The organism is Pararoseomonas sp. SCSIO 73927, assembly GCF_037040815.1.
GTDB lineage: Bacteria > Pseudomonadota > Alphaproteobacteria > Acetobacterales > Acetobacteraceae > Roseomonas.
Genome location: NZ_CP146232.1, coordinates 1,456,011 through 1,477,500 on the forward strand (window position 1 = coordinate 1,456,011; position 21,490 = coordinate 1,477,500).

Sequence of the window (21,490 nt, forward strand, 5' to 3'; positions counted from 1 at the left end):
CCGCCGGGCGAACGCGGGCTTCCCGGCCGGGTTGCCGGCGGGAGGGGCTGGTGCCCTCCCGCCGGCAGGGCTCAGGCGTCGGGCTCAGGCCGGCTCCGGCAGGCGCTCGAGAAGCTTGTCGAGCGTGATGGGGTAGTCCCGCACGCGGATGCCGGTGGCGTTGTGGATGGCGTTTGCCACCGCCCCGCCGACGCCGCAGATGCCGAGCTCGCCCACGCCCTTGGCCTTCATGGGGGAGGAGACCGGGTCCACCTCGTCCAGGAAGATCACCTCCTGGTGCGGGATGTCGGCGTGGACGGGCACCTCGTAGCCGGCCAGGTCGTGGTTCACGAAGAAGCCGTGGCGGGTGTCCACCTCCAGCGCCTCCGTCAGCGCGGCGCCGACGCCCATGGTCATCGCGCCGATCACCTGGCTGCGCGCGGATTTGGGGTTCAGGATCCGGCCGGCGGCGCAGACGGCCAGCATGCGGCGCACACGGGTCTCGCCCGTCAGCGCGTCCACGCCCACCTCCACGAAGTGACCGGCGAAGGTGGATTGCTGGTAGCGCTTGCCGAGGTCGCCGTACTCGATCCCGTCCTCGGCCGAAAGTCCGGCCGGCCCGGCCGCCTCGCCCAGCGGCACGGCCCGGTTGCCGGCACGCACCTGCCCCTCCGCGAACGCCGTGTCGGCCGAGTTGAAGCCAAGCTTCTGCGCCACCGCCTCGCGCAGCTTCACGCAGGCGGCGTAGACGCCGGCGGTGGCGTTGTTCGCGCCCCACTGGCCGCCGGAGCCGGCGGAGGCCGGGAAGTCGGAATCGCCGAGGCGCACCACCACCCTCTCCACCGGCACGCCCATCATCTCGGCGGCCGTCTGGGCGATGATGGTGTAGCTGCCCGTGCCGATATCCGTCATGTCGGTCTCGACCGTGACCACGCCCTGCCCATCCAGCCGCACGCGGGCGGCGGACTTCATCAGCAGGTTGTTGCGGAAGCCGGCCGCCACGCCCATGCCGACCAGCCAGCGACCCTCCCGCCGCGTGCCGGGGCGCTGGTTGCGGGTGGCCCAGCCGAAGCGCTCCGCGCCCATCCGCAGGCACTGGACCAGCTGGCGCTGGGAGAAGGGGCGCTCCGGGGCCTCCGGGTCCACCTGGGTGTCGTTCAGGACGCGGAACTCCACCGGGTCCATGCCCAGTTTCTCCGCCATCTCGTCGATCGCGACCTCCAGCGCCATCATGCCCGGCGCCTCGCCGGGGGCGCGCATGGCGTTGCCCTCGGGCAGGTCCAGCTCGGCCATCCGCATGGAGGTCAGGCGGTTGGCGCCGGCGTAGAGCAGCTTCGTCTGCGCCACCGCCGTCTCGGGGTCGCCGCCCTTCAGGTTGCCCGAGATGCTCTCATGCGCGATGGCCGTGATCCGGCCGTCCCGCGTCGCGCCGAGGCGGATGCGCTGGATCGTGGCGGGGCGGTGCGTGGTGTTGTTGGCGATCAGCGGCCGGGTGAGGGCCACCTTCACCGGCCGCCCGGCGGCCTTCGCGCCGAGCGCCGCCAGCACGGCATCCACCCGTACGAAGAGCTTCGAGCCGAAGCCGCCGCCGACATAGGGGCTGTCGATCCGCACCCGCTCCGGCGGCAGGCCAAGGGTCTTCGCCAAGTCCCGCTTGCCCCAGGCGATCATCTGGTTGGAGGTCCAGACGGTGAGCTTCTCGCCCTCCCAGGCCGCGATGGAGGCGTGCGGCTCCATCGCCGCGTGGCTCTCGTCGGGGGTGGTGTAGGTCTCGTCGAGCTTCACCGGCGCGGCCGCGAAGGCCCCGTCGAAATCGCCGACGCGGTCCTCGGGCGGGGCGCCGCTCCCCTCCTCGCTGTCGCCGCCCACCAGCGGGGCGCGCGGGGCCTCGGCCTTGAGGTCGTAGCGGCCCGGCGCGCGGGCGTACTCCACCTTGATCAGCGCCGCGGCGTCGCGGGCCGCCTCGAAGGTCTCGGCCACCACGAGGGCGATCGCCTGGTGGTAGTGCTGCACTTCCGCACCGCCGAAGAGGGCGGCGACGTTCGTCTGCCCCTTCTCCAGCCTCGGCATGTCGAGGGTGCTGACCACCGCGACCACCCCCGGCGCGCGGCGGGCGGCGGCGGTGTCCATGGCGGTGACGCGGCCCTTGGCGATGCCGGCGCCGAGGATGAAGCCGTAGGCCTGGTTCGGCACGGCGTCGTGGCGCTCATAGGCGTAAGGGGCGGTGCCCGTGGTCTTGCGCGGCCCGTCGATGCGGTCGATCGGGCGGCCGACGACCTTGAGCTGGTCGATCGGGTTCCGGCCGGCGGGGGTCTCGAACTTCATGGCTCAGCCCCTCGCCTCGGCCAGCACGGCGGCGATCGCCCGCTCGGCCAGCTTCACCTTGAACGCGTTCTCATGGGTCGGGCGCGCCCCGTCCAGGATCGCCGCCGTGGCGGGCCTGGCACCGCGCGGCAGCTCGGCTTCCGCCGCCTCCACCCGCCAGGGCTTGTGCGCCACGCCGCCCAGCGCCACCCGCCCCGTGCCGTCCCGCTGCACCACGGCGGCCACCGAGACGAGCGCGAAGGCGTAGGAGGCCCGATCGCGCACCTTGCGGTAGAAGTGCCGCCCGCCGAGCGGCGGCGGCAGGGTGACGGCGGTGATGAACTCGCCCGCCTCCAGCGCCGTCTCGATGTGCGGGGTGTCGCCGGGCAGGCGGTGGAACCCGGCCATGGGGATGCGGCGCGTCGTGCCGTCCGCCTTCACCGTCTCCACGGTCGCGTCCAGCGCGCGCATGGCGACCGCCATGTCGCTGGGGTGGGTGGCGATGCAGGCCTCGCTTGTGCCGATCACAGCGAGCGCGCGGGTGACGCCGCCGATGGCCGAGCAGCCCGAGCCGGGCACGCGCTTGTTGCAGGGCTGGGCGGTGTCGTAGAAGTAGGGGCAGCGCGTGCGCTGGAGCAGGTTGCCCGCCGTCGTCGCCTTGTTGCGCAGCTGCCCGGAGGCGCCTGCCAGCAGCGCGCGGGAGAGCACGCCGTAGTCCCGCCGCACCCGCTCATCCGCCGCCAGGTCGGTGTTCCGCACCAGGGCGCCGATCCGCAAGCCCCCCTCCGGCGTCGCCTCGATCCGATCGAGCCCGAGGCCGTTCACGTCCACCAGGTGGGTCGGCACCTCGATCTGCAGCTTCATCAGATCGAGCAGGTTCGTCCCGCCCGCGATGAACTTGGCGCCCGGCGTGCGGCTGGCCGCCGCTGCCGCCTCGGCAGGCGTGCGGGCGCGCTCGTAGGTGAAGGGCCTCATGCCTGCCTCCCCGCGACCTCGGTGATCGCGTCCACGATGTTGGAGTAGGCGCCGCAGCGGCAGATGTTGCCGCTCATGCGCTCGCGGATCTCGTCGGCGGTCACCTGCGGCGCGGACGTCAGGTCGGCGCTCACATGGCTCGGCACCCCGTCCTTGATCTCCTGCAGCATCGCCACCGAGGCGCAGATCTGGCCCGGCGTGCAGTAGCCGCACTGGTAGCCGTCGTGCTTGACGAAGGCGGCCTGCATGGGGTGTAGGTTCTCCGGCTGTCCCAGCCCCTCGATCGTCGTCACCTCGTCGCCCTCGTGCATCACGGCGAGCGTCAGGCAGGAATAGACCCGCCGCCCGCCCACCATCACCGTGCACGCCCCGCACTGGCCGTGGTCGCAGCCCTTCTTGCTGCCTGTCAGGCGCATGTGGTCGCGCAGCGCGTCCAGCAGCGTCGTCCGCGTGTCCAGCTCCAGCGAGCGGGGCTGCCCGTTCACGATCAGGCTGACCCTGGACAGGACCGGGGCGCCGGGCGCGGCGGTGGCGGCCCCCGCCGGGGACGGGGCCGCGGCCAGGCCGCCGGCGGAGGCAGTGGCGGCGCCGGCCAGGAGGCCGCGCCGGGACATCTCGAGGTCATCCTTCCCCTGCATGAGGATCGATCCTTTGACTGGTGCGCATCGATGTCGGGTCTCCCCCCTGTAGCGCCGGGAGGGTTGCGCCGTTTCACGGGCCAGACTCCTTCTTCCGCCGTCGCACCCCGCCCCTTCGAGAGGCGGGAGACAGCCGCGGCAGAGATCCGGGGGAGGGACCGGCGGGTGGCGGGGCTCGTCAGCAGACCGCCGGGGGAGGCCCGTGCAACAGGACCGCGCCGGCCCATGTTCCCGATGCTGAATGGCTTTTCGGCGATTGAACGTCGTGGCGATGCTGTCTAGGCTCTCCCGGCCCTCGTCGGGCCCAGGATCGGGAGGAGGGGCGGGGCCCGCGGCACCGCCCTGTGACAGGAATGGACCAGCTGCCACGGGGTGCCGCCGCGCCCGCATCGAGCGCCATGTCGGCCCTGCTCGCGCCGCGCTCCGTCGCCGTCATCGGCGCCTCGGGCGACCCGACGCGCATCGGCGGGCGCCCGATCGCCTCCATGCTCGGGCGCGGCTACGCCGGCACGATCCTGCCGGTGAACCCGAACCGCGACAGGGTCCAGGGCCTCGTGGCCTACCCCTCCGTCGCCGACCTGCCGATGGTGCCGGACGCCGCCATCATCGCCGTGCCGGCGGATTCCGCCGAGGCCACGATCGAGGCGCTGGGCGCGCGCGGCACCCGCGCGGCGGTCCTCTTCAGCGCGGGCTTCGCCGAGATGGGCGAGGCCGGGGCGGCGGCCCAGGACCGCCTCGTCGCCGCGGCGCGGCGGCACGGCATGCGCCTGCTCGGCCCGAACTGCATCGGCCTCCTCAACACCGCGCTGGGCTACTACGGCACCTTCAGCACCTCGCTCGAGCGCGGCTATCCCGAGGCCGGCCCGATCGGCATCGCCAGCCAGTCCGGCGCCTACGGCATGCACCTGTTCAGCATGGCGCGGGACGCGGGCATGGGCCTGTCCGTCTGCGCCACCACGGGCAACGAGGCGGACGTCAATGTCGGCGACCTGATCGGCTGGATGGCCGACGACCCGCAAACCGAGGTCATCGCCGCCTATTCCGAGGGCATCCGCGACGCCACCAGCTTCCTCGCGGCGCTGGAGCGGGCGCGGCGGAACCGCAAGCCCGTGGTGATGATGAAGGTGGGGCGGAGCGAGGTGGGCAGTGCCGCCGCGCAGTCGCACACCGCCTCCATCGCCGGCGACGACGCGGTGACGGACGCCGTCCTCTCCGAGTTCGGCGTGGTGCGCGCCCGCACGACGGAGGAGCTGCTGGACATCGCGCGGCTGGCGACGCGCCGGATCTACCCCGCCGGCAACACGCTCGGCGTCCTCACCATCAGCGGCGGCGCCGGCGTGCTCATCTCGGACGCGGCCGGGGATGCGGGCCTGCCCGTGCCCCCCATGCCGGAGGCGGCGCAGGAGGCGCTGCGCGCCGCCATCCCCTTCTGCGCCCCCCGCAATCCCGTGGACTGCACGGCCCAGGTGCTCAACGACGTCTCCCTCCTCGGCTATTTCGCGGAGGTGTTGGTGCGGGATGGGGGCTACGGCTCCATCCTCTGCTTCATGACCCACGCGGCGGGCGCCCCTTCCTTCGCGCCGCGGATGCGCGAGGTCCTGCGCGGGGTGCGGGAGGCCTATCCCGACCGCCTCTTCGTCCTCTCGGCCCTCGCCGATCCCCCGCTGGTGCGGGAGTTCGAGAGGGACGGCTTCGCGGTCTTCCCCGACCCCTCCCGCGCCGTGGTCGCGATCCGGGCCATGGGCCGCTTCGGCGACGCCTTCGCCGCCGCGCCGCCCGCGCCGCCCCCGGCGCCCCCGCCCGTGACGCTGCCCGACCGCACGCCGAGCGAGGCGGAGGCGAAGCGCATCCTGGCGGCGGCGGGGATCGAGGCCGCGCCGGAGCGCGCCTGCGCCACGGCGGAGGAGGCGGTGGCCGCCGCGGAGGCGATCGGCTACCCCGTGGTGCTGAAGATCCTGTCGCCGGACATCCTGCACAAGTCGGAGATCGGCGGTGTGCTGCTGGACCGCGCCGATGCAGCGGCCGTGCGGGAGGGTTTCGCGCTGCTGCTGGAGCGGGCCGCGGGCGCCGCGCCCGGCGCGCGGATCGAGGGCGTGCTCGTCGCGAAGCAGCTCTCCGGCGGGGTGGAATGCATCCTCGGTGTCCACCGCGACCCGGTCTTCGGCCCCGTCGCTATGTTCGGCCTCGGCGGCATCTTCGTGGAGGTGCTGCGCGACGTTTCCTTCCGCCGCTGTCCCTTCGGAGAGGCGGAGGCGGAGGCGATGATCCGCTCCATCCGCGGCGCGCCGCTGCTGCTCGGCGCGCGCGGGCGGCCGCCGGCCGACATTCCCGCCCTGGCCCGCATGCTCTCCCGCCTCTCCGCCTTTGCCGTGGCGGCCGGGCCGCGGCTAGCGGGGATCGACCTGAACCCGGTCCTGGCCATGCCGGAGGGAAGGGGAGCCTTCGCGGCCGATGCGGTGATCGAAGTCGCGCCCGAGATTGCGCCCGGGCCCGTGGAGGGCGCGGCGTGATCGACTACGAGACCTTGCGGAACTTTCCGATCCCCGAGGTCCGCCAGGCCGTCACGCCCCACGACGCGGTGTTCTACGCCCTCTCGGTCGGGCTCGGGCAGGACCCAATGGACGAGCGGCAGCTGGACTACGTGGACGCCCACCGGAAGCTCCGCGCCCTGCCCTCCATGGCCGTGGTGCTCGGCCATCCCGGCTTCTGGCTCGCCAATCCCCGCACGGGCGTGGACGCGGTGCGCGTGGTGCACGGGGAGCAGTCCATCGCGCTGCACCACCCGCTCCCGGTGGAGGGAGAGATCGTCGCCACCACCCGCGTCGCCGGCCTCGTGGACAAGGGGGAGGGGAAGGGTGCGCTGCTCTACTCCGAGAAGATGATCCACGATGCCAGTGGCCGGCTTCTGGCGGTGACGGGCAGCACCACCGTCCTGCGCGGCGACGGCGGCTTCGGCGGCCCCGCCGGCCCGGTGCGGCCGCCCAACCCGGCGCCGGAGGGCGAGCCGGACCTGGTGGTGGACCTGCCCACCCGGCCGGAGCAGGCGCTGTACTACCGGCTGAACGGCGACAGCAACCCGCTGCACGCGGACCCGGCGGTGGCGGCGCGCGCCGGCTTCCCGCGGCCGATCCTGCACGGCCTCTGCACCCTCGGCGTGGTGGCGCACGCCCTGCTCCGCGCCCTCGGCGGCTACAGGGCGGATTCCATGAGGAACCTGTCCCTGCGCTTCTCCTCCCCGGTCTATCCCGGCGAGACGGTCCGGACGGAGATCTGGCGCAACGGCACCTTCCGCGCCACCGTGCCGGAGCGCGACGTGGTGGTGGTGAGCAACGGCGCGGCCACCTTCGCATGACCGCCGGAAGGCCCCCTGGAGGAACCGACGCTTGAGCATCCGAGGCAAGGCCTGCATCGTCGGGGCCTACGAGCACCCGGCGCGCAAGGCCGAGGACAGGAGCACCGCGCAGCTGCACGCGGAGGTGGCGCTGGGCGCGCTGCGCGACGCCGGGCTGACCCGGGCCGACGTGGACGGCTACTTCTGCGCCGGCGACGCGCCGGGCATGGGGCCGCTCAGCATGGCCGACTACCTCGGCCTGGACCGGCTGCGCCACGTGGACTCCACCGACATCGGCGGCTCCTCCTACCTCGCGCACGTGTCGCACGCGGCGCAGGCCATCGCGCTGGGCCGGTGCAGCGTCGCGCTCATCACCCTAGCCGGCCGGCCGCGCTCTGAGGGCGTGGCGACCGGCACGGCCCCGCGCGCGGGCAACCCCGCCCAGCCCGACGTGCAGTTCGAGTACCCCTACGGCGCCGCCATCGCGAACATGTACGCCATGTGCGCCAGGCGCCACATGCACGAGTACGGGACGACGAGCGAGCAGCTCGCCTGGGTCAAGGTCGCCGCCTCCCACCACGCGCAGCACAACGCGCACGCGATGCTCCGCAAGGTGGTGACGGTGGAGGAGGTGCTGGCATCGCCCCTGGTGGCGGACCCGCTGCACCGGCTGGACTGCTGCGTGATCTCGGATGGCGGCGGCGCGCTTGTCGTCGCGCGGCCGGAGGTGGCGCGCGGCCTGAAGCGCCCGGTGGTTTCCGTGCGCGGCGCGGGGGAGGCGGTGAAGCACCAGATGGGCGGGCAGATCGACCTGACCTACACGGGCGCCCGCTTCTCCGGCCAGCGGGCCTTCGAGGAGGCGGGCGTCACGCCCGCCGACATCCGCTACGCCAGCATCTACGACAGCTTCACCATCACGGTGCTGATGCAGCTGGAGGATCTCGGCTTCTGCGAGAAGGGGGCGGGCGGCCGCTTCGTGCAGGACGGCAACCTGATCTCCGGCGTCGGCCGCCTGCCCTTCAACACGGATGGCGGCGGGCTGTGCAACAACCACCCCGCCAACCGCGGCGGCATCACCAAGGTGATCGAGGCCGTGCGCCAGCTGCGGGGGGAGGCGCACCCGGCCGTGCAGGTGAAGGACTGCCACCTGGCCCTGGCGCACGGCACGGGCGGCTCGCTCGGCACGCGCCACGGCAGCGCGACCCTGGTGCTGGAGAGGCTGTGATGAGCGAGACCCTTCCCCCGCGCACGCCGCCCGCCCCCACGCCCGATCCCTCCACCCGTGCCTTCTGGGACGCGGCGAGGGAGGGCAGGCTGCTGATCGGCCGCAACACGCGCACAGGCCGGTTCCACTACCCGCCGCGCCCGGTCTGCCCCTTCGACGACGAGGGCGAGGTGGAGCTCGTGCCCGCCGCCGGCACGGGCACGATCTACACCTACAGCGTCATGCGGGCGAAGACGCCCTACGTGATCGCCTATGTCGAGCTCGCCGAGGGCCCGCGGATCATGACCAACATCGTGGACTGCGACCCGGCGGCGCTGCGCGTCGGCCAGCCCGTCCGCCTGGCCTTCGTGGCGGCCGAGGACGGCCAGCCGATCCCCGTTTTCACCCCGGCCTGAGAGGGAGGCGAGCCATGTCGATGCTGGAGGGCAAGGTCGCGATCGTCACCGGCGCCGGCGGCGGGATCGGGCGGGAGATCGCGCTGGCGATGGCGCTGGCCGGGGCGAAGGTCGTGGTGAACGACATCGGCGCCTCCCTGACCGGCCTCGGCGAGAGCTCCGCCACCCCCGGCGAGGGCACGAAGGCCATCATCGAGCAGCGCGGCGGCGTGGCGGTGACGGACACGAACAGCGTGGCCGAGTGGGACAGCGCGAAGCGCATCGTGGCGACCGCGATCGAGGCCTTCGGGCGCGTGGACATCGTGGTGAACAACGCGGGCATCCTGCGCGATCAGATCTTCCACAAGATGACGCCCGAGGAGTGGCGGGCGGTGATCGACGTGCACCTGAACGGGGGCTTCTACGTCTCCCGCGCCGCGGCGGAGCACTTCCGCGCGCAGGGCGCGGGCGCCTATGTCCACATGACCTCCACCTCCGGCCTCGTCGGCAATTTCGGGCAGGCGAACTACGCGGCGGCGAAGCTCGGAATCGTGGCGCTGTCCAAGTCCATCGCGCTGGATATGCAGCGCTTCGGCGTGCGCTCCAACTGCATCGCGCCCTTCGCCTGGAGCCGCATGACGAGTTCCATCCCCGCCGAGACGCCGGAACAGCAGGCGCGGGTGGAGAAGCTGAAGCGCATGACGCCGGAAAAGAACGCGCCGCTCGCCGTCTTCCTCGCGAGCGACGCCGCGAGCAACGTCACGGGCCAGGTCTTCGCCGCGCGGAACAACGAGATCTTCCTGTTCAGCCAGCCGCGCCCTGTGCGAAGCCTGCACCGCGGCGAGGGCTGGACGCCGGAGCTGATCGCGGAGCAGGCCATGCCCGCCCTGCGCGCCGGGTTCCTGCCCCTCGACCGCAGCCCCGACGTCTTCTCCTGGGATCCGGTGTGAGGTCGGCGAGGCTTCGTTCCAGTCCTTCGCCGGGCCTCCGTGGCCAGAGGGAGGAAGAAGGAATTCTTCCTCCCTCCGGACCTCCCACCATCATCTTCTTCTTCAGGTTGGGATCACTCGACTGACGGTGCGCCTCGGCTCGTGGAGCCGAGGCGATTCCAGGGGCAGGACCGGGTAGGCTGGGGTCAACGCACCAGCTCAGCTCCGTCCCGCGGCAGCCATCCGGGGATCCAAGGGCCTCAGGCCTTTGGCCGGTGAGGTCCGGAGAGGGCGGCGCCCTCTCCGGTCCCGCAAGATCAGGACAAGGGCCGGGACCTAGCCCAGGTCCATCTGCAGCCCTTCCTGCCGCACCACGCGGCCCCACTTCTCCGTCTCCGCCGCCACGAAGGCGGCGAACTCGGCGGGGGTGCCGTAGGCGGGCTCCCCGCCCATCTCGGCGAAGCGCTGCCGCGTCGCGGGCAGGGCCAGCATGCCCTTGATCTCGGTGTTCAGCGCCGTCACGGCGGGCTCGGGCGTGCCGCCCGGCAGGAAGGCGCCGAACCAGGTGCTCACGTCGTAGTTCGCCAGCTCCGGCATCGTCTCGCGCATGGCCGGCAGGTCCGGCAGTTGGGCGTTGCGCGCGCTGCTGGTGACGGCCAGGCCCCGGACCTTGCCGGCGCGGATCTGCTCCACCGCGGTGGTCAGGTTGTCCACGGCGAACTCCACATCCCCCGCCATGAGCGCGAGCATGGCCGGGCCGGCGCCGCGGAAATGCGCCGCGGTGGCCTGGGTGCCGGTGAGCTGCTGGAACCAGACGCAGGCAAGGTGCCCGGACTGGCCGGGGCCGGAGGTGCAGTAGTTCAGCCCGCCCCGCTTCTGCTTCATGTACTGCACCAGCTCGGGCACCGTGCGGGCGGGGACCGAGGGGTGGACCATCAGCGCGTTCGGCCCGCTGATCATGTTGGAGACGGGCGCGAAGTTCTCCGGCCGGTAGGGCAGGTTCCGGAACAGGGAGTAGGCGATCGCCTGCGGCCCAATGTTGCTGACGAGGATCGTGTGGCCATCCGCCCGGGCCCGCGCCACCTCCGCCGCGCCGAGCGTGCCGCCGGCACCTGAGCGGTTCTCGACCACCGCCGGCTGGCCCCAGCGCTCCTGCAGGACCGGCGCGAGCAGGCGCCCCATGATGTCCGTCGTGCCCGCCGCCGCCGCGGGTACGACGATCCGGACGGGCTGGGTGGGCCGCCAAGCCCCTTGCGCTCCCCCTTGCGCCCGCAGAACCCGCGGGGCGGCGAGGGCGGTCGCGATGAGGGCCGTGCGCCCGAGAACGGCGCGACGCTCGATGGACTTCATGCCTGTCTCCTCCCGCGGCCAGCCCGTCCCGGTGGTCCGCATTCTCCAGTCCGCACGGGGCGATCCTGCCGCAGGGCAGGCGGCAAGTCATTCCAAATCAGGAATGCCGTTCAGGCCCGGGAACGCCTTTCGGGAAGAGCGCCCGGCCGGCCAGCCCCGCCAGCTCGCGCAGGTCCTCCCCGAGGCTGGGGAAGACCGCCTCGTCGTGCTGCGCCGCCAGGGCGATCCCGCTGATTCCGAAGCGAGGCGCGCCCGTCTCATCCGTCACGATGGAGGCGACGGTGACCATCCCGCGGTACATGTGCCCGAGGTCCATGCTCCAGCCCGTCTCGCGGGCCCGCTGCACGTCGGCCCAGTACGCCTCGAAGCTCGGCGGCACCTGCCAGCGGAGGGCGTCGAAGCGCCGGCGGAGCTCGGCCCGGGGCAGGGCCATGCTGGCCGCCACGCAGCGCCCGACGGCGCCCACGAGCATCGGCAGCCGGATGCCCACCGGCATCTCCACCCGCACCACCGTGGGGCTGAAGGCCCGGTCCATCAGCACGATGTGCCCGTCCTCTGTCACCCGCCACAGCACGACCATCATGCCGTACTTCGAGGCGAGCTGACGCATCTCCGGGCGGATCAGCTCCGCGTGGCTCATCCCGAAGAAGCCGGCCGCGATCTCGGCCACCGCAAGGCCCAGCGCGTAGGTCTTGCCCGTCTCGTCGAAGGACACGAAGCGCGCGCGGACGAGGGTGCGCAGGATGTTGAAGCAGGTGCTGACGCTGACCCCCGCGCCGCGCGCGATGGCGGCCACGCCGAGCGGCGCCGAGGCCCCGGACAGGTAGCGGAGGATGGCGACGGCGTGGACGACCGCGCCGACATCGCGGCGCCCGGGCGGATCGGCCTTCGTAGGAGGAGGATCGCCCATGCCGGACCCTGTCGCGATGCTGGCGCCAGCATAGGTTCGCCGGAGGCCGCGGCAAGCAGCGCGGCGCGCCCTCGATACCGTCACCGCCATTCCCCTGGCCAGCGGCGTCCTCCTCCCGATACGGTTCCCGGACGAACAAGGGAGGAAGAGATGCGGTTGCGGAGGCTGCACCTGGCGCACGCCCTGGCCATGGGCGCCGCGGCCCTGCCCTGCGGAACGGCGCGGGCCGAGGTGACGCGCTTCGAACTCCTCTCGCGCGAGAGCCCGGCCCTCGGCGGCCGCAGCTTCGGCGGGCGTGGCCAGGCCGAGAAGATCACTGCGCGCGCCACGATCGCGCTGGACCCCACCGATCCCCGCAACGCCGTCATCGCGGATCTCGACCGCGCGCCGCGGAACGCGGAGGGCCGGGTCGAGGCGACGACGGACGTGGTCATCCTTCGCCCCGCGCGCCCGAACGGGACGCTCGTGTTCGACGTGCTGAACCGCGGCCGCAAGCTGATCACCGGCCGGACGCTGGACACGGATACGGCGGCCTCCAGCCGGCTGGACCGGGCGGAGGATGGCGGCAACGGCTTCCTCCTGGACCAGGGCTTCACCCTGGTCTGGGCCGCCTGGCAGGCCGATGCGCCGGATGAGCCGGGCGCGATGCGCATCGCCGTTCCCGTCGTGCCCGACCTCACCGGCCCCTCGCGCGAGGAGTGGAGCTTCAACGACGCGGAGGGCCCGAGGCGCGTGACGCTGAGCTACCCCGCGGCGGACCGCGGATCGGCGCGGCTGACCGTGCGCGCGCGGACGGACGAGGCGCGGGCCACGCCGCCCGGCCTCGGCCTGCGCTTCCTCGACGACAGCACGGTGGAGATCGCCCGCCCCGCCGGAATGCCGGCCGGGGCGATCTACGAGCTGACCTACACCGCCCGCGACCCCCGGGTGATGGGGATGGGCCTCGCGGCCATCCGCGACGTGACGAGCTTCCTGCGGCGCGAGGGCGGCCCGGCCAACCCGCTGGCCGCCGGGGGACGGTCCGGGATCGACCGCGCCATCGGCTTCGGCGTCTCCCAGTCCGGGCGCGTGCTGCGCGATGCCCTCTACTTCGGCATGAACGAGGACGAGGCGGGGCGGATCGTCTTCGAGGGGATGATGCCGATCATCCCTGGCGCGCGCCGCAGCTTCACCAATGCCCGCTTCGCCCAGCCCGGCCGCAATCCCGGCCCGCAACACGACCGGCTCTTTCCCGTGCTGCAGTTCCCCTTCACCTACGAGGTGCTGGACGACCCCGTGAGCGGCCGGCGCGACGGGCTGCTGCTGCGCTGCCGCCTGTCGAACACCTGCCCGGTGGTCATGCAGATGGACTCCGAATTCGAGTTCTGGGGCTCCCAGGCCAGCCTTCTCGTGACCGATCCGGTCGGCCGCCACATCGACCTGCCCGCGAACGTGCGCGCCTACATGGTCGCCGGTGCCCCGCACGGGAACGCGGCCGACGCGGTGATGCGGGACATGCCGGCCTGCGCCCTGCCGCTGAACCCGGTTTATCAGGGCCCGGCGCTGCGGGCGCTGCTGATGGCGATGGAGCGCTGGGTGCGCGATGGCGTCGAGCCGCCCTCCAGCCGCTACCCCATGCTCGCCCACGGGACCCTGGCGCGGGCGGAATCCGTCTATCCCGCCATCCCCGGCCTGCCCTATCGCGGACAGTACGTCCGGGCCGAGGCGATCGGGCAGGCGGCGCCCCTGCCCCTGGTGCGCGGGAGCTACCCACTCTTCCTCCCGCGCGCCGGGCTGGACGGCAACGCGATCGCCGGGATCCGCCTCCCGATCATCGCGGCGCCGCGCGCCACCTATGTCGGCTGGAACCCCCAGAGGAACACGGAGGGCCCGCAGGACCTCTGCACCCAGGTCGGCGGCGTGCTGCCCTTCGCCGCGACCGGGGCGGAACGGCAGGCCGGGCGCGACCCGCGCCCCTCCATCGAGGAGCTCTACCCCGACCCCGCCGCCTACGAGGCGGCCGTCCGCGCCGCGGCCGCCCGGCTGGTGGCGGAGCGGCTGCTGCTGCCGATGGACGCCGAGGCGGCCGGGGCCGCGGCGAGAGGCGGGAGGCTCGCGGGCCTCTCACCCTGAAGAGGGACGCGCCCCTTCCTAGAGGCGCTGCATCAGGCCGTGCAGCGCCTCCAGCGCCGGGTTTCCGGTTTCCGCCTTCCAGACGGCGTAAAGCTCCACCGTCAGGCCGGGCGGCATCGCCAGGGGTCGGATCGCCACGTTCGGGAAGCCGATGTTCCGCGCGTCCGAGGGGAGCAGCGCGACCCCCACACCGGCGCTGACGAGGGAGAGGATGGTCTGCGCCTGGGCAACGGACTGGACGACCCGCGGCGTCACCCCCGCCCCGCTCAGCGCCCGCGCGACGAGGCCGCGCATGTACGGCCCCTCCTCCGAGTAGCCGATGAAGTCCTGATCCTGAAGGTCGCGCAGGCTGAGGCGGCGGCGCGGGCCGAGCGGGTGGTCCAGCGGAAGCGCCAGGACCAGCTCCTCCGTCGAGACGAGCCGCGAGGAAAGGGTCAGCATGTCCTGGGAGGGGCGGACGAGGCCGATATCCAGCCGCCCCACCCGGAGGGCTTCGAGCTGGGCCGCGCCGCTCATCTCCCGCAGCAGGATCTCCGTGCCCGGCAGTTCCGTCCGGGCGCGGGCGACCAGCCGCGGAAGGAAGGCGTAGGTGCTGGCGCTGAAGAAGCCCAGCTTCACCGCGCCCCCGCCGCGGTGCTCCATGGCGCGCCGCGCGGTCTGGACCGCCCTCTCGCTCGCCGCCAGCACCGCGCGCGCCTCCGGCAGGAAGGCCCGGCCCGCCGCCGTCAGCGCCACGCCGTGGCGCGACCGGTCCAGCAGTACGGCCCCCAGCCTCGCCTCCAGCAGCTGGATCTGGCGGCTCAGCGGCGGCTGCGACATGCCCAGCCGCCGGGCCGCGCGGCCGAAATGCAGCTCCTCCGCCACGCAGACGAAGGAGCGGAGATGGCCGAGTTCCATGGCTCAGCCACTCCTGTGATGCCGCCCGTGTATCACCACGATGCTGTACCGGTGTTGGACAGGCATCAACCCGAAAATAGAATGATGGGAAGAGAGCACCGGCGGCAGCGCGGCGGCCGGAGGGAGGGATCAGATGTCCATGGGCCATGACGCCCCGCCATCGCGGCCGGCCGCCACCATCCGGGCGGATGAGCGCGACAACACCGCCACCGTCCTTCGCCCCCTTGCCGCGGGTGCCGTGCTCGGCACGGGCCTCGCCGCGCTGGAGGAGGTGCCGCCCGGGCACAAGCTGGCCCTGCGCGACATCCGGCGCGGCGAGCCGGTGCTGAAGGCCGGCCTCCCGATCGGCCTGGCCGCCGTGGACATCCCGGCCGGGGCGCATCTGCGCGGCGAGCTCCTGGCGCCAGCGGTGCCCGCGCCCCTGCCCGCCGCCGGCCCGGTCCGCGCGGTGGCGCCCGCCACCTTCCAGGGCTTCGTGCGGCCGGATGGGCGCGTGGGCACCCGCAACTTCCTCGGCGTGGTCATCGCCAGCAACTGCGGCGCCACGGCCGCGCGGCAGGCGGCCGACTGGTTCGACGAGGAGCGCCTGGCCGCTTTCCCGAACGTGGACGGGGTGGTCCCCCTGGTTCACGCCCTGGGCTGCGGCATGGAGATGACGGGGGAGCCGATGGACCTGCTCCGCCGCACCCTCTCGGGCGTGATCCGCAACCCCAACATGGCCGGCGCCGTGATCGTCGCCCTGGGCTGCGAGCGCAACAACCTGAAGGTCTTCCTGGAGAAGGAGGGGCTGGAGGTCGGCGACCGGCTGCAGACGGTGACGCTGCAGGAGGTGGGCGGCACCCGGGCCGCGGTGGAGGCGGCGAAGGCGGGCATCCAGGCCATGCTGCCCGTGGCGGACGCGGCGCGCCGCACGACGGTCCCGGCCTCGCGCCTCGTGCTGGGCCTGCAGACGGGCGCGGCGGACGGGCTCTGCGGCCTCTCGGCCAATCCCGCGCTCGGCGTGGCGGTGGACATGCTCGTGGCCCAGGGCGGGACGGCGATCCTGTCGGAGACGCCGGACCTCCTCCTCTCCGGCGGCGCCTTCGCGGACCGCGCGGCGAGCCCCGAGATCGCGGCCGCCCTGCGGGAGCGGCTGGACTGGTGGCAGGAGTACGGCAACGGGCGCGAGACCCGGCTCGACGGCCGACTGGACCGGGGCGGCGAGCGCGGCGGCTTCGCCAGCGGGCTGGAGCGGGCGCTGGACGGGCTGGGCAAGGCGGGGAGCACCCCGATCGCGGCGGTGCACCGCTACGCGGAGCGGGTGAGCGGCCCCGGCCTCGTCTTCATGGACAGCCCGGACCACGATCCCGTCTCCGTCACCGGGCAGGCGGCGTCCGGCGCGACGCTGATCGCGATGACCACGGGGCTGGGCACCGACTTCGGCTCCCTCCCGGCGCCGACGGTGAAGATCGCCTCCAACACCGAGACCTACCGGCGCATGGCGGACGCCATCGACCTCGATGCCGGCCCGGTGCTGGAGGGCGCGGAGACGGTGGAGGAGGCGGGCGCGCGGATCTTCGCGGCGATCCTGCGCCACGCCTCCGGCGAGAGGACCAAGGGCGAGATTGAGGGCATGGGGGAGAGCGGCTTCGCCCCCTGGCCCATCGGCGTCTGCTCCTGAGCGAGAGGGAGGGCATCATTATGGACGGCGACATCCTCCGCCCCAACTACAACCCCTTCATCCGGCTGGACCCCCGGGACAACGTGGTGGTCGCGCGCCTTCCCGTTGCCGCCGGCACGGCCGTGCCCGCGGAGGGCGTGGTCACGCTGCAGGACGTGCCCGCGGGCCACAAGATCGCCGCGCGCTTCATCGCCAAGGGCGAGGCGGTGCGGAAGTACGACACGGTGATCGGCTTCGCCTCCGAGAACCTGGCGCCCGGCACCTGGATGCACAGCCACAACATCCTCTTCGACGATGTCGAGAAGGACTACGCCTACTCCCGCGACTACCGCCCGACGGAGTTCGTGCCGGAGGCACGGCGCGCCACTTTCCAGGGCATCCGCCGCGCCGATGGCCGCGTGGGCACGCGCAACTACGTCGGCGTCTTCGCCCTCGGCGCCGCGGGCGCCACGGCGGCGCGCCGGATCGCCGCCCACTTCACGCCGGACCGCCTGGAAGACTTCCCGATGGTGGACGGGGTGGCCCCCTTCGCCCACGAGGGCGGGGACGGAATGGAGCGCGGCGGCGAGCCCATGGCGCTGCTGCGGCGGACCATCGGCGGCACGCTGCGGAACCCGAACACCGCCGCCGCCCTCGTCATCGCCTCGGCCGCCGAGGCGAACGACCTAGACGGCTTCCTGGCGGCGCAGGGGCTGGAGCGCGGGCCGGCGCTGCGGACGCTGGTGATCGGCGAGGGCGGCGGGCTGCGCCGCACGGTGGAGGCCGGCATCGCGCTGGTCCGGGAGATGCTGCCGGCCGCGGACGCCGTGACGCGGGAGCCGGTCTCGGCCGAGCACCTGACGATCGGCATGCAGTGCGGCGGGTCCGACGGCTTCTCCGGCCTCTCGGCCAACCCCGCCCTCGGCGCCGCCATGGACATCCTGATCCGGAACGGCGGCACCGCCATCCTCTCCGAGACGACGGAGATCTTCGGGGTGGAGCACACGCTGACGGCACGCGCCGTGACGCCGGAGGTCGGGCGGAAGCTGGTGGAGCGCATGGACTGGTGGCTGCGCCACAGCGAGGGCCGGGACAGCCAGATCAACGGTAAGGTGGCGCCCGGCAACAATGCGGGGGGACTGGCCAACATCCTGGAGAAGTCGCTCGGCGGTTCCAAGAAGGGCGGCAGCACCGGGCTGATGGCGGTGTACGAGTACGCGGAGCCGGTAACGGCGCGCGGCTTCGTCTTCATGGACACGCCGGGCTACGATCCCGTGGCGGCCACCGGGCAGATCGCCGGCGGGGCGAACATGGTGATCTTCACCACCGGCCGCGGCTCCTGCTTCGGCTCCCTGCCGGCGCCGACGATGAAGCTCGCTTCCAACACGCCGATGTACGAGCGCATGGTGGCGGACATGGACGTGAACTGCGGCACCATCATCGACGGGGAGGAGACGCTGGAGCAGGCAGGGCGGCGCATCTTCGAGCGGCTGCTGCGCCACGCCTCCGGCGAGAGGACGAAGAGCGAGCTGGCGGGCGTCGGCACCAACGAGTTCGTGCCCTGGCCGATCGGCGTGACGGCGTGAGCGCGGCGGAGGGCCAGGCGGCCGCCGCCCGACACGACGCCGGCGCGCTGCGCGGCTTCGCCGCGGATCTGTTCACCGCCGCCGGACTGGACGCGCCGAAGGCTGCGGCGGTCGCCGATATCCTGGTGGAGGCCGACATGCTCGGCCACGACACGCACGGGCTGGAGCTGGCCGCCCGCTACCTCGGTGACATCGAGGCCGGGGGGATGAATCCCTCAGGCGATCCGGAGGTGCTGTCCGACCGCGGGGCCTGCCTGGCCTGGAACGGCCGGCGCCTGCCCGGCCCGTGGCTGATGCTGCGCGCGATGGAAATCGCCTTCGAGCGGGTGGGGCAGTACGGCACCGTCAGCATCGCCATCGGCAACGGCCACCATATCGGCTGCCTCGCCGCCTATCTGCGCCGCGCGGCGGAGCGCGGGCTGGTGCTGTCCATCCACTCCTCGGCACCGGGCGTCGCGACGGTGGCGCCCTTCGGCGGGCTTCGCGCCGCACTCTCGCCAGCGCCCTTTTCCATCGGCTTTCCCACGGGCGGCGATCCCGTGATGATCGACGTCAGCGCTTCCATCACCACGAACAACATGGCGCTTCGCCTCTCCCGCGAGGGGCGGCGGTACGAGCGGCCCTGGCTGATGACCGCCGAGGGCAAGGCCAGCGACGACCCCGCGGTGCTTCAGGGCGGCGGCACGGTGCTGCCGGCGGGCGGCCAGGACCACGGCCAGAAGGGCTATGGCTGGGCGCTGGCGGCGGAGGCACTGAGCCAGGGCCTCTCCGGGCAGGGGCGGGCGGACGGGCCGAAGGGCATGGTGAACGCGGTCTTCCTGCAGGTGTTCGATCCGTCCGCCTTTGCGGGGCTGGATGCCTTCACCCGGCAGACCGGCGCGATCGCGGAGGGCTGCCGCGCCAGCCCGCCGCGTCCCGGTTCCGCACCCGTTCGGCTGCCCGGCGAGGCCGGCCTGCGACGCTACCGGAAGGCGGAGGAGAGCGGGGTCGCGCTGCGCGAGGGCATCCTCGACGCGCTGCGCCCCTGGGCCGGCAAGCTCGGGGTGGCCATGCCCTGAACCTGCCGCACCGACCCGCGGCGAGCGATGTCCAGCGCCATGACAAGAAGCGGCGCGGTCGAGGAGGCGGAAGCATGACAACACTCTCCCGGCGAGAGGCGCTCGGCCTGGCAGGCGCCGCGCTGGCCTCACCGGCTCTGGCGCAGGCTCCCCTCGGGCAGGCCGCGGAGTGGCGGCCCAGCCGCCCGATGCGCTACATCGTGCCCTTCGCGCCGGCCGGGACGGCCGACATTCTCTCCCGCATGATGGCGGAAGCGATCTCCGCCCGCCTCGGCCAGCCCGTGATCGTGGAGAACCGTGCGGGCGCGGGCGGCGGGATCGGCACGGAGGTCCTCGCCAAGGCGGATCCGGACGGCCACACGATCGGGCTGGTCACCGTTGGTACCGGCGCGATCAACTACGCCATGTACCGCAACCTGGGCTACCGCCCGTCCGACATCGCGGCGGTGTCGAACATCTGCACGGTGCCGAACGTCATCATGGTCGCGAACCGCGTTCCGGTGCGAACCCTGGGCGAGTTGGTGGAGCTGGTGCGCAGGACGCCGGGGGGCTTCAACTTCGGCTCGTCCGGAGTCGGCACCAGCCTTCACCTGACGGGCGAGATGCTGAAAAACGGGAGCGGGCTGGATATGACGCACGTCCCCTTCCGCGGCGCGGCGCAGATGCTGCTGGAGGCGGCCGCCGGGCGTGTGGAGATGCTGGTGGACAATCTTCCCTCCGGCCTGCCGCAGATCAAGGACGGACGGGTGCGCGCGCTGGCCGTGACGGACACGCGCCGCAGCGCTTCCCTGCCGGATGTGCCGACGACGGCCGAGGCGGGCTTCCCCGACGTGCAGGCCGTCGCTTGGTTCGGCACCGTGGCGCCCGCCCGCACGCCGCGCGCGGCGATCAAGGTTATCTCCGCCGCCCTTCAGGAAGCGGCACGCCAGCCCGCGTTCCTGGCGAAGCTGACGGAGCAGGGAGCCGAGCCCGTTGGCAGCTCACCCGCGCAGTTCGAGGCGTTCATCAGGGACGAGATCGCCAAGTGGGGCGACGTGGTGCGCAGGGCAGAGGTGCAGATTGAGTAGAGATCCAGGACATCTGCCCTGTGCACAAACGCGAACCCCCTCGGCACGGTTATGTGCTGAGGGGGTTCTGAGGCTTGGATGCGGGGACAGGATTTGAACCTGTGACCTTCAGGTTATGAGCCTGACGAGCTACCGGGCTGCTCCACCCCGCGGTGGTGTAGTGATCATGTTCTCCGGTCGGGTGGCCTGGCGCTGACCGACTCTCCCGCGTCTTAAGACGCAGTACCATGGGCGCAGGGGCGTTTCACGGCCGAGTTCGGGATGGGATCGGGTGTGGCAGCCTCGCTATAGGCACCAGGCCACCGGGCCGGAGGACATGATGGGTGGGCGGACGCGGAGCGTTCTGCCCGGGATGGAAGGTGGTGTGTGGGTGGTGTGTTTGCGTGTTGGTGCTGCGTGCGGCGAGGGGGTTAGCCCTCAGCGGTGGGGGAGTGGAGTTCGATCGGGCGATTAGGACCGCTCGGCTGCGTCGGTTACCCGACTTCCACCTGCGGCCTATCGACGTGCTGGTCTGGCACGGCCCTTGGGGAGACCTGGTTTTGAGGCTGGTTTCCCGCTTAGATGCCTTCAGCGGTTATCCGTTCCGCACTTGGCTACCCGGCGATGCGGCTGGCGCCACAACCGGTGCACCAGAGGTGCGTCCATCCCGGTCCTCTCGTACTAGGGACAGATCCTCTCAAGTCTCCAACACCCATGGCAGATAGGGACCGAACTGTCTCACGACGTTCTAAACCCAGCTCACGTACCGCTTTAATCGGCGAACAGCCGAACCCTTGGGACCTGCTCCAGCCCCGGGATGCGATGAGCCGACATCGAGGTGCCAAACCTCCCCGTCGATGTGGACTCTTGGGGGAGATCAGCCTGTTATCCCTAGAGTACCTTTTATCCGTTGAGCGATGGCCCTTCCACGCGGGACCACCGGATCACTAAGGCCGACTTTCGTCTCTGCTCGCGCTGTCGCGCTCGCAGTCAGGCGGGCTTGTGCCTTTGCACTCAACAGCCGATGTCCGACCGGCCTGAGCCCACCATCGCGCGCCTCCGTTACACTTTGGGAGGCGACCGCCCCAGTCAAACTGCCCACCAGGCAGGGTCCCGGCCCCGGCTAACGGGGCTCGG

16 protein-coding genes, 1 tRNA gene and 2 rRNA genes (1 of these 19 running past the window's edge) are annotated in these 21,490 nt (G+C 72.6%); 10 read left to right on the top strand and 9 right to left on the bottom strand.

The window, feature by feature from the left end; all coding sequences use genetic code 11:
- Positions 1-84 precede the first annotated feature (84 nt).
- The 3 genes from paoC to paoA are packed head-to-tail and all read right to left on the bottom strand — an operon-like array spanning position 85 to position 3,896.
- Positions 85-2,304: an aldehyde oxidoreductase molybdenum-binding subunit PaoC gene (gene paoC, locus VQH23_RS06885; RefSeq protein ID WP_338664892.1), complete on the bottom strand. Its 2,220-nt coding sequence runs from the start codon at positions 2,302-2,304 to the stop codon at positions 85-87.
- Between the two features lie 3 nt (positions 2,305-2,307).
- Positions 2,308-3,258: a xanthine dehydrogenase family protein subunit M gene (locus VQH23_RS06890; RefSeq protein ID WP_338664893.1), complete on the bottom strand. Its 951-nt coding sequence runs from the start codon at positions 3,256-3,258 to the stop codon at positions 2,308-2,310.
- The gene (gene paoA, locus VQH23_RS06895) at positions 3,255-3,896 is read right to left on the bottom strand and encodes an aldehyde dehydrogenase iron-sulfur subunit PaoA (protein WP_338664894.1); all 642 of its coding nucleotides are present in this window, start codon (positions 3,894-3,896) and stop codon (positions 3,255-3,257) included. Before paoA ends, VQH23_RS06890 begins: the two co-directional genes overlap by 4 nt.
- Positions 3,897-4,249: 353 nt before the next feature.
- Here paoA and VQH23_RS06900 point away from each other — a divergent pair, with 353 nt between their 5' ends.
- Genes VQH23_RS06900 through VQH23_RS06920 form a run of 5 tightly spaced genes read left to right on the top strand, consistent with a single transcriptional unit; the run spans position 4,250 to position 9,776 of the window.
- Positions 4,250-6,406, top strand: coding sequence for an acetate--CoA ligase family protein (locus VQH23_RS06900; RefSeq protein WP_338664895.1), 2,157 nt, complete (start codon positions 4,250-4,252; stop codon positions 6,404-6,406).
- Entirely contained in the window at positions 6,403-7,248 is an 846-nt protein-coding gene (locus VQH23_RS06905) for a MaoC/PaaZ C-terminal domain-containing protein (protein ID WP_338664896.1), read from the top strand. The genes VQH23_RS06900 and VQH23_RS06905 overlap by 4 nt, the downstream gene beginning before the upstream one ends.
- Positions 7,249-7,279: 31 nt before the next feature.
- On the top strand, positions 7,280-8,452 hold the full coding sequence (locus VQH23_RS06910; protein ID WP_338664897.1) for a thiolase domain-containing protein: 1,173 nt from the start codon (positions 7,280-7,282) through the stop codon (positions 8,450-8,452).
- Positions 8,452-8,847: an OB-fold domain-containing protein gene (locus VQH23_RS06915; protein ID WP_338664898.1), complete on the top strand. Its 396-nt coding sequence runs from the start codon at positions 8,452-8,454 to the stop codon at positions 8,845-8,847. Before VQH23_RS06910 ends, VQH23_RS06915 begins: the two co-directional genes overlap by 1 nt.
- A gap of 14 nt (positions 8,848-8,861) precedes the next feature.
- Complete coding sequence (locus VQH23_RS06920; RefSeq protein ID WP_338664899.1) at positions 8,862-9,776, top strand: SDR family oxidoreductase; 915 nt, start codon at positions 8,862-8,864, stop codon at positions 9,774-9,776.
- A gap of 315 nt (positions 9,777-10,091) precedes the next feature.
- On the opposite strand, the gene VQH23_RS06925 is transcribed toward VQH23_RS06920, so the two are convergent.
- Both VQH23_RS06925 and VQH23_RS06930 read right to left on the bottom strand, forming a co-directional pair.
- Complete coding sequence (locus VQH23_RS06925; RefSeq protein ID WP_338664900.1) at positions 10,092-11,105, bottom strand: tripartite tricarboxylate transporter substrate binding protein; 1,014 nt, start codon at positions 11,103-11,105, stop codon at positions 10,092-10,094.
- A gap of 97 nt (positions 11,106-11,202) precedes the next feature.
- The gene (locus VQH23_RS06930; protein ID WP_338664901.1) at positions 11,203-12,015 is read right to left on the bottom strand and encodes an IclR family transcriptional regulator; all 813 of its coding nucleotides are present in this window, start codon (positions 12,013-12,015) and stop codon (positions 11,203-11,205) included.
- A 150-nt stretch (positions 12,016-12,165) separates the two neighbouring features.
- Here VQH23_RS06930 and VQH23_RS06935 point away from each other — a divergent pair, with 150 nt between their 5' ends.
- On the top strand, positions 12,166-14,127 hold the full coding sequence (locus VQH23_RS06935; RefSeq protein ID WP_338664902.1) for an alpha/beta hydrolase domain-containing protein: 1,962 nt from the start codon (positions 12,166-12,168) through the stop codon (positions 14,125-14,127).
- 18 nt (positions 14,128-14,145) lie between these two features.
- Here the strand turns inward: VQH23_RS06935 and VQH23_RS06940 are convergent, their stop codons facing one another.
- Positions 14,146-15,024: a LysR family transcriptional regulator gene (locus VQH23_RS06940; protein WP_338664903.1), complete on the bottom strand. Its 879-nt coding sequence runs from the start codon at positions 15,022-15,024 to the stop codon at positions 14,146-14,148.
- Between the two features lie 133 nt (positions 15,025-15,157).
- On the opposite strand from VQH23_RS06940, the gene VQH23_RS06945 reads away from it, so the two are divergent.
- The 4 genes from VQH23_RS06945 to VQH23_RS06960 all read left to right on the top strand — a co-directional run bounded on the left by VQH23_RS06945 (position 15,158) and on the right by VQH23_RS06960 (position 20,374).
- The gene (locus tag VQH23_RS06945) at positions 15,158-16,684 is read left to right on the top strand and encodes an altronate dehydratase family protein (RefSeq protein ID WP_338664904.1); all 1,527 of its coding nucleotides are present in this window, start codon (positions 15,158-15,160) and stop codon (positions 16,682-16,684) included.
- Between the two features lie 20 nt (positions 16,685-16,704).
- Entirely contained in the window at positions 16,705-18,249 is a 1,545-nt protein-coding gene (locus tag VQH23_RS06950; RefSeq protein ID WP_338664905.1) for an altronate dehydratase family protein, read from the top strand.
- A complete protein-coding gene (locus tag VQH23_RS06955; protein ID WP_338664906.1) occupies positions 18,246-19,307 on the top strand; it encodes an Ldh family oxidoreductase in 1,062 nt (353 codons plus the stop codon). The genes VQH23_RS06950 and VQH23_RS06955 overlap by 4 nt, the downstream gene beginning before the upstream one ends.
- Before the next feature lie 74 nt (positions 19,308-19,381).
- Entirely contained in the window at positions 19,382-20,374 is a 993-nt protein-coding gene (locus tag VQH23_RS06960) for a tripartite tricarboxylate transporter substrate binding protein (protein WP_338664907.1), read from the top strand.
- A 75-nt stretch (positions 20,375-20,449) separates the two neighbouring features.
- Here VQH23_RS06960 and VQH23_RS06965 read toward each other — a convergent pair.
- The 3 genes from VQH23_RS06965 to VQH23_RS06975 form a co-directional block, all read right to left on the bottom strand.
- Positions 20,450-20,526 (bottom strand) — tRNA-Met (locus tag VQH23_RS06965).
- A gap of 32 nt (positions 20,527-20,558) precedes the next feature.
- Positions 20,559-20,673, bottom strand: a 5S ribosomal RNA gene (gene rrf / locus VQH23_RS06970).
- Positions 20,674-20,803: 130 nt separating this feature from the next.
- Positions 20,804-21,490, bottom strand: a 23S ribosomal RNA gene (locus VQH23_RS06975); it runs 2,055 nt beyond the window's last position.

What these genes read in the sequence shown, in the direction of transcription:
- paoC (WP_338664892.1), bottom strand. Translation starts at nt 2,304, where the DNA reads ATGAAGTTCGAGACCCCCGCCGGCCGGAACCCGATCGACCAGCTCAAG.
- VQH23_RS06890 (WP_338664893.1), bottom strand. Translation starts at nt 3,258, where the DNA reads ATGAGGCCCTTCACCTACGAGCGCGCCCGCACGCCTGCCGAGGCGGCA.
- paoA (WP_338664894.1), bottom strand. Translation starts at nt 3,896, where the DNA reads ATGCAGGGGAAGGATGACCTCGAGATGTCCCGGCGCGGCCTCCTGGCC.
- VQH23_RS06900 (WP_338664895.1), top strand. Translation starts at nt 4,250, where the DNA reads ATGGACCAGCTGCCACGGGGTGCCGCCGCGCCCGCATCGAGCGCCATG.
- VQH23_RS06915 (WP_338664898.1), top strand. Translation starts at nt 8,452, where the DNA reads ATGAGCGAGACCCTTCCCCCGCGCACGCCGCCCGCCCCCACGCCCGAT.
- VQH23_RS06920 (WP_338664899.1), top strand. Translation starts at nt 8,862, where the DNA reads ATGTCGATGCTGGAGGGCAAGGTCGCGATCGTCACCGGCGCCGGCGGC.
- VQH23_RS06925 (WP_338664900.1), bottom strand. Translation starts at nt 11,105, where the DNA reads ATGAAGTCCATCGAGCGTCGCGCCGTTCTCGGGCGCACGGCCCTCATC.
- VQH23_RS06930 (WP_338664901.1), bottom strand. Translation starts at nt 12,015, where the DNA reads ATGGGCGATCCTCCTCCTACGAAGGCCGATCCGCCCGGGCGCCGCGAT.
- VQH23_RS06935 (WP_338664902.1), top strand. Translation starts at nt 12,166, where the DNA reads ATGCGGTTGCGGAGGCTGCACCTGGCGCACGCCCTGGCCATGGGCGCC.
- VQH23_RS06940 (WP_338664903.1), bottom strand. Translation starts at nt 15,024, where the DNA reads ATGGAACTCGGCCATCTCCGCTCCTTCGTCTGCGTGGCGGAGGAGCTG.
- VQH23_RS06945 (WP_338664904.1), top strand. Translation starts at nt 15,158, where the DNA reads ATGTCCATGGGCCATGACGCCCCGCCATCGCGGCCGGCCGCCACCATC.
- VQH23_RS06950 (WP_338664905.1), top strand. Translation starts at nt 16,705, where the DNA reads ATGGACGGCGACATCCTCCGCCCCAACTACAACCCCTTCATCCGGCTG.
- VQH23_RS06960 (WP_338664907.1), top strand. Translation starts at nt 19,382, where the DNA reads ATGACAACACTCTCCCGGCGAGAGGCGCTCGGCCTGGCAGGCGCCGCG.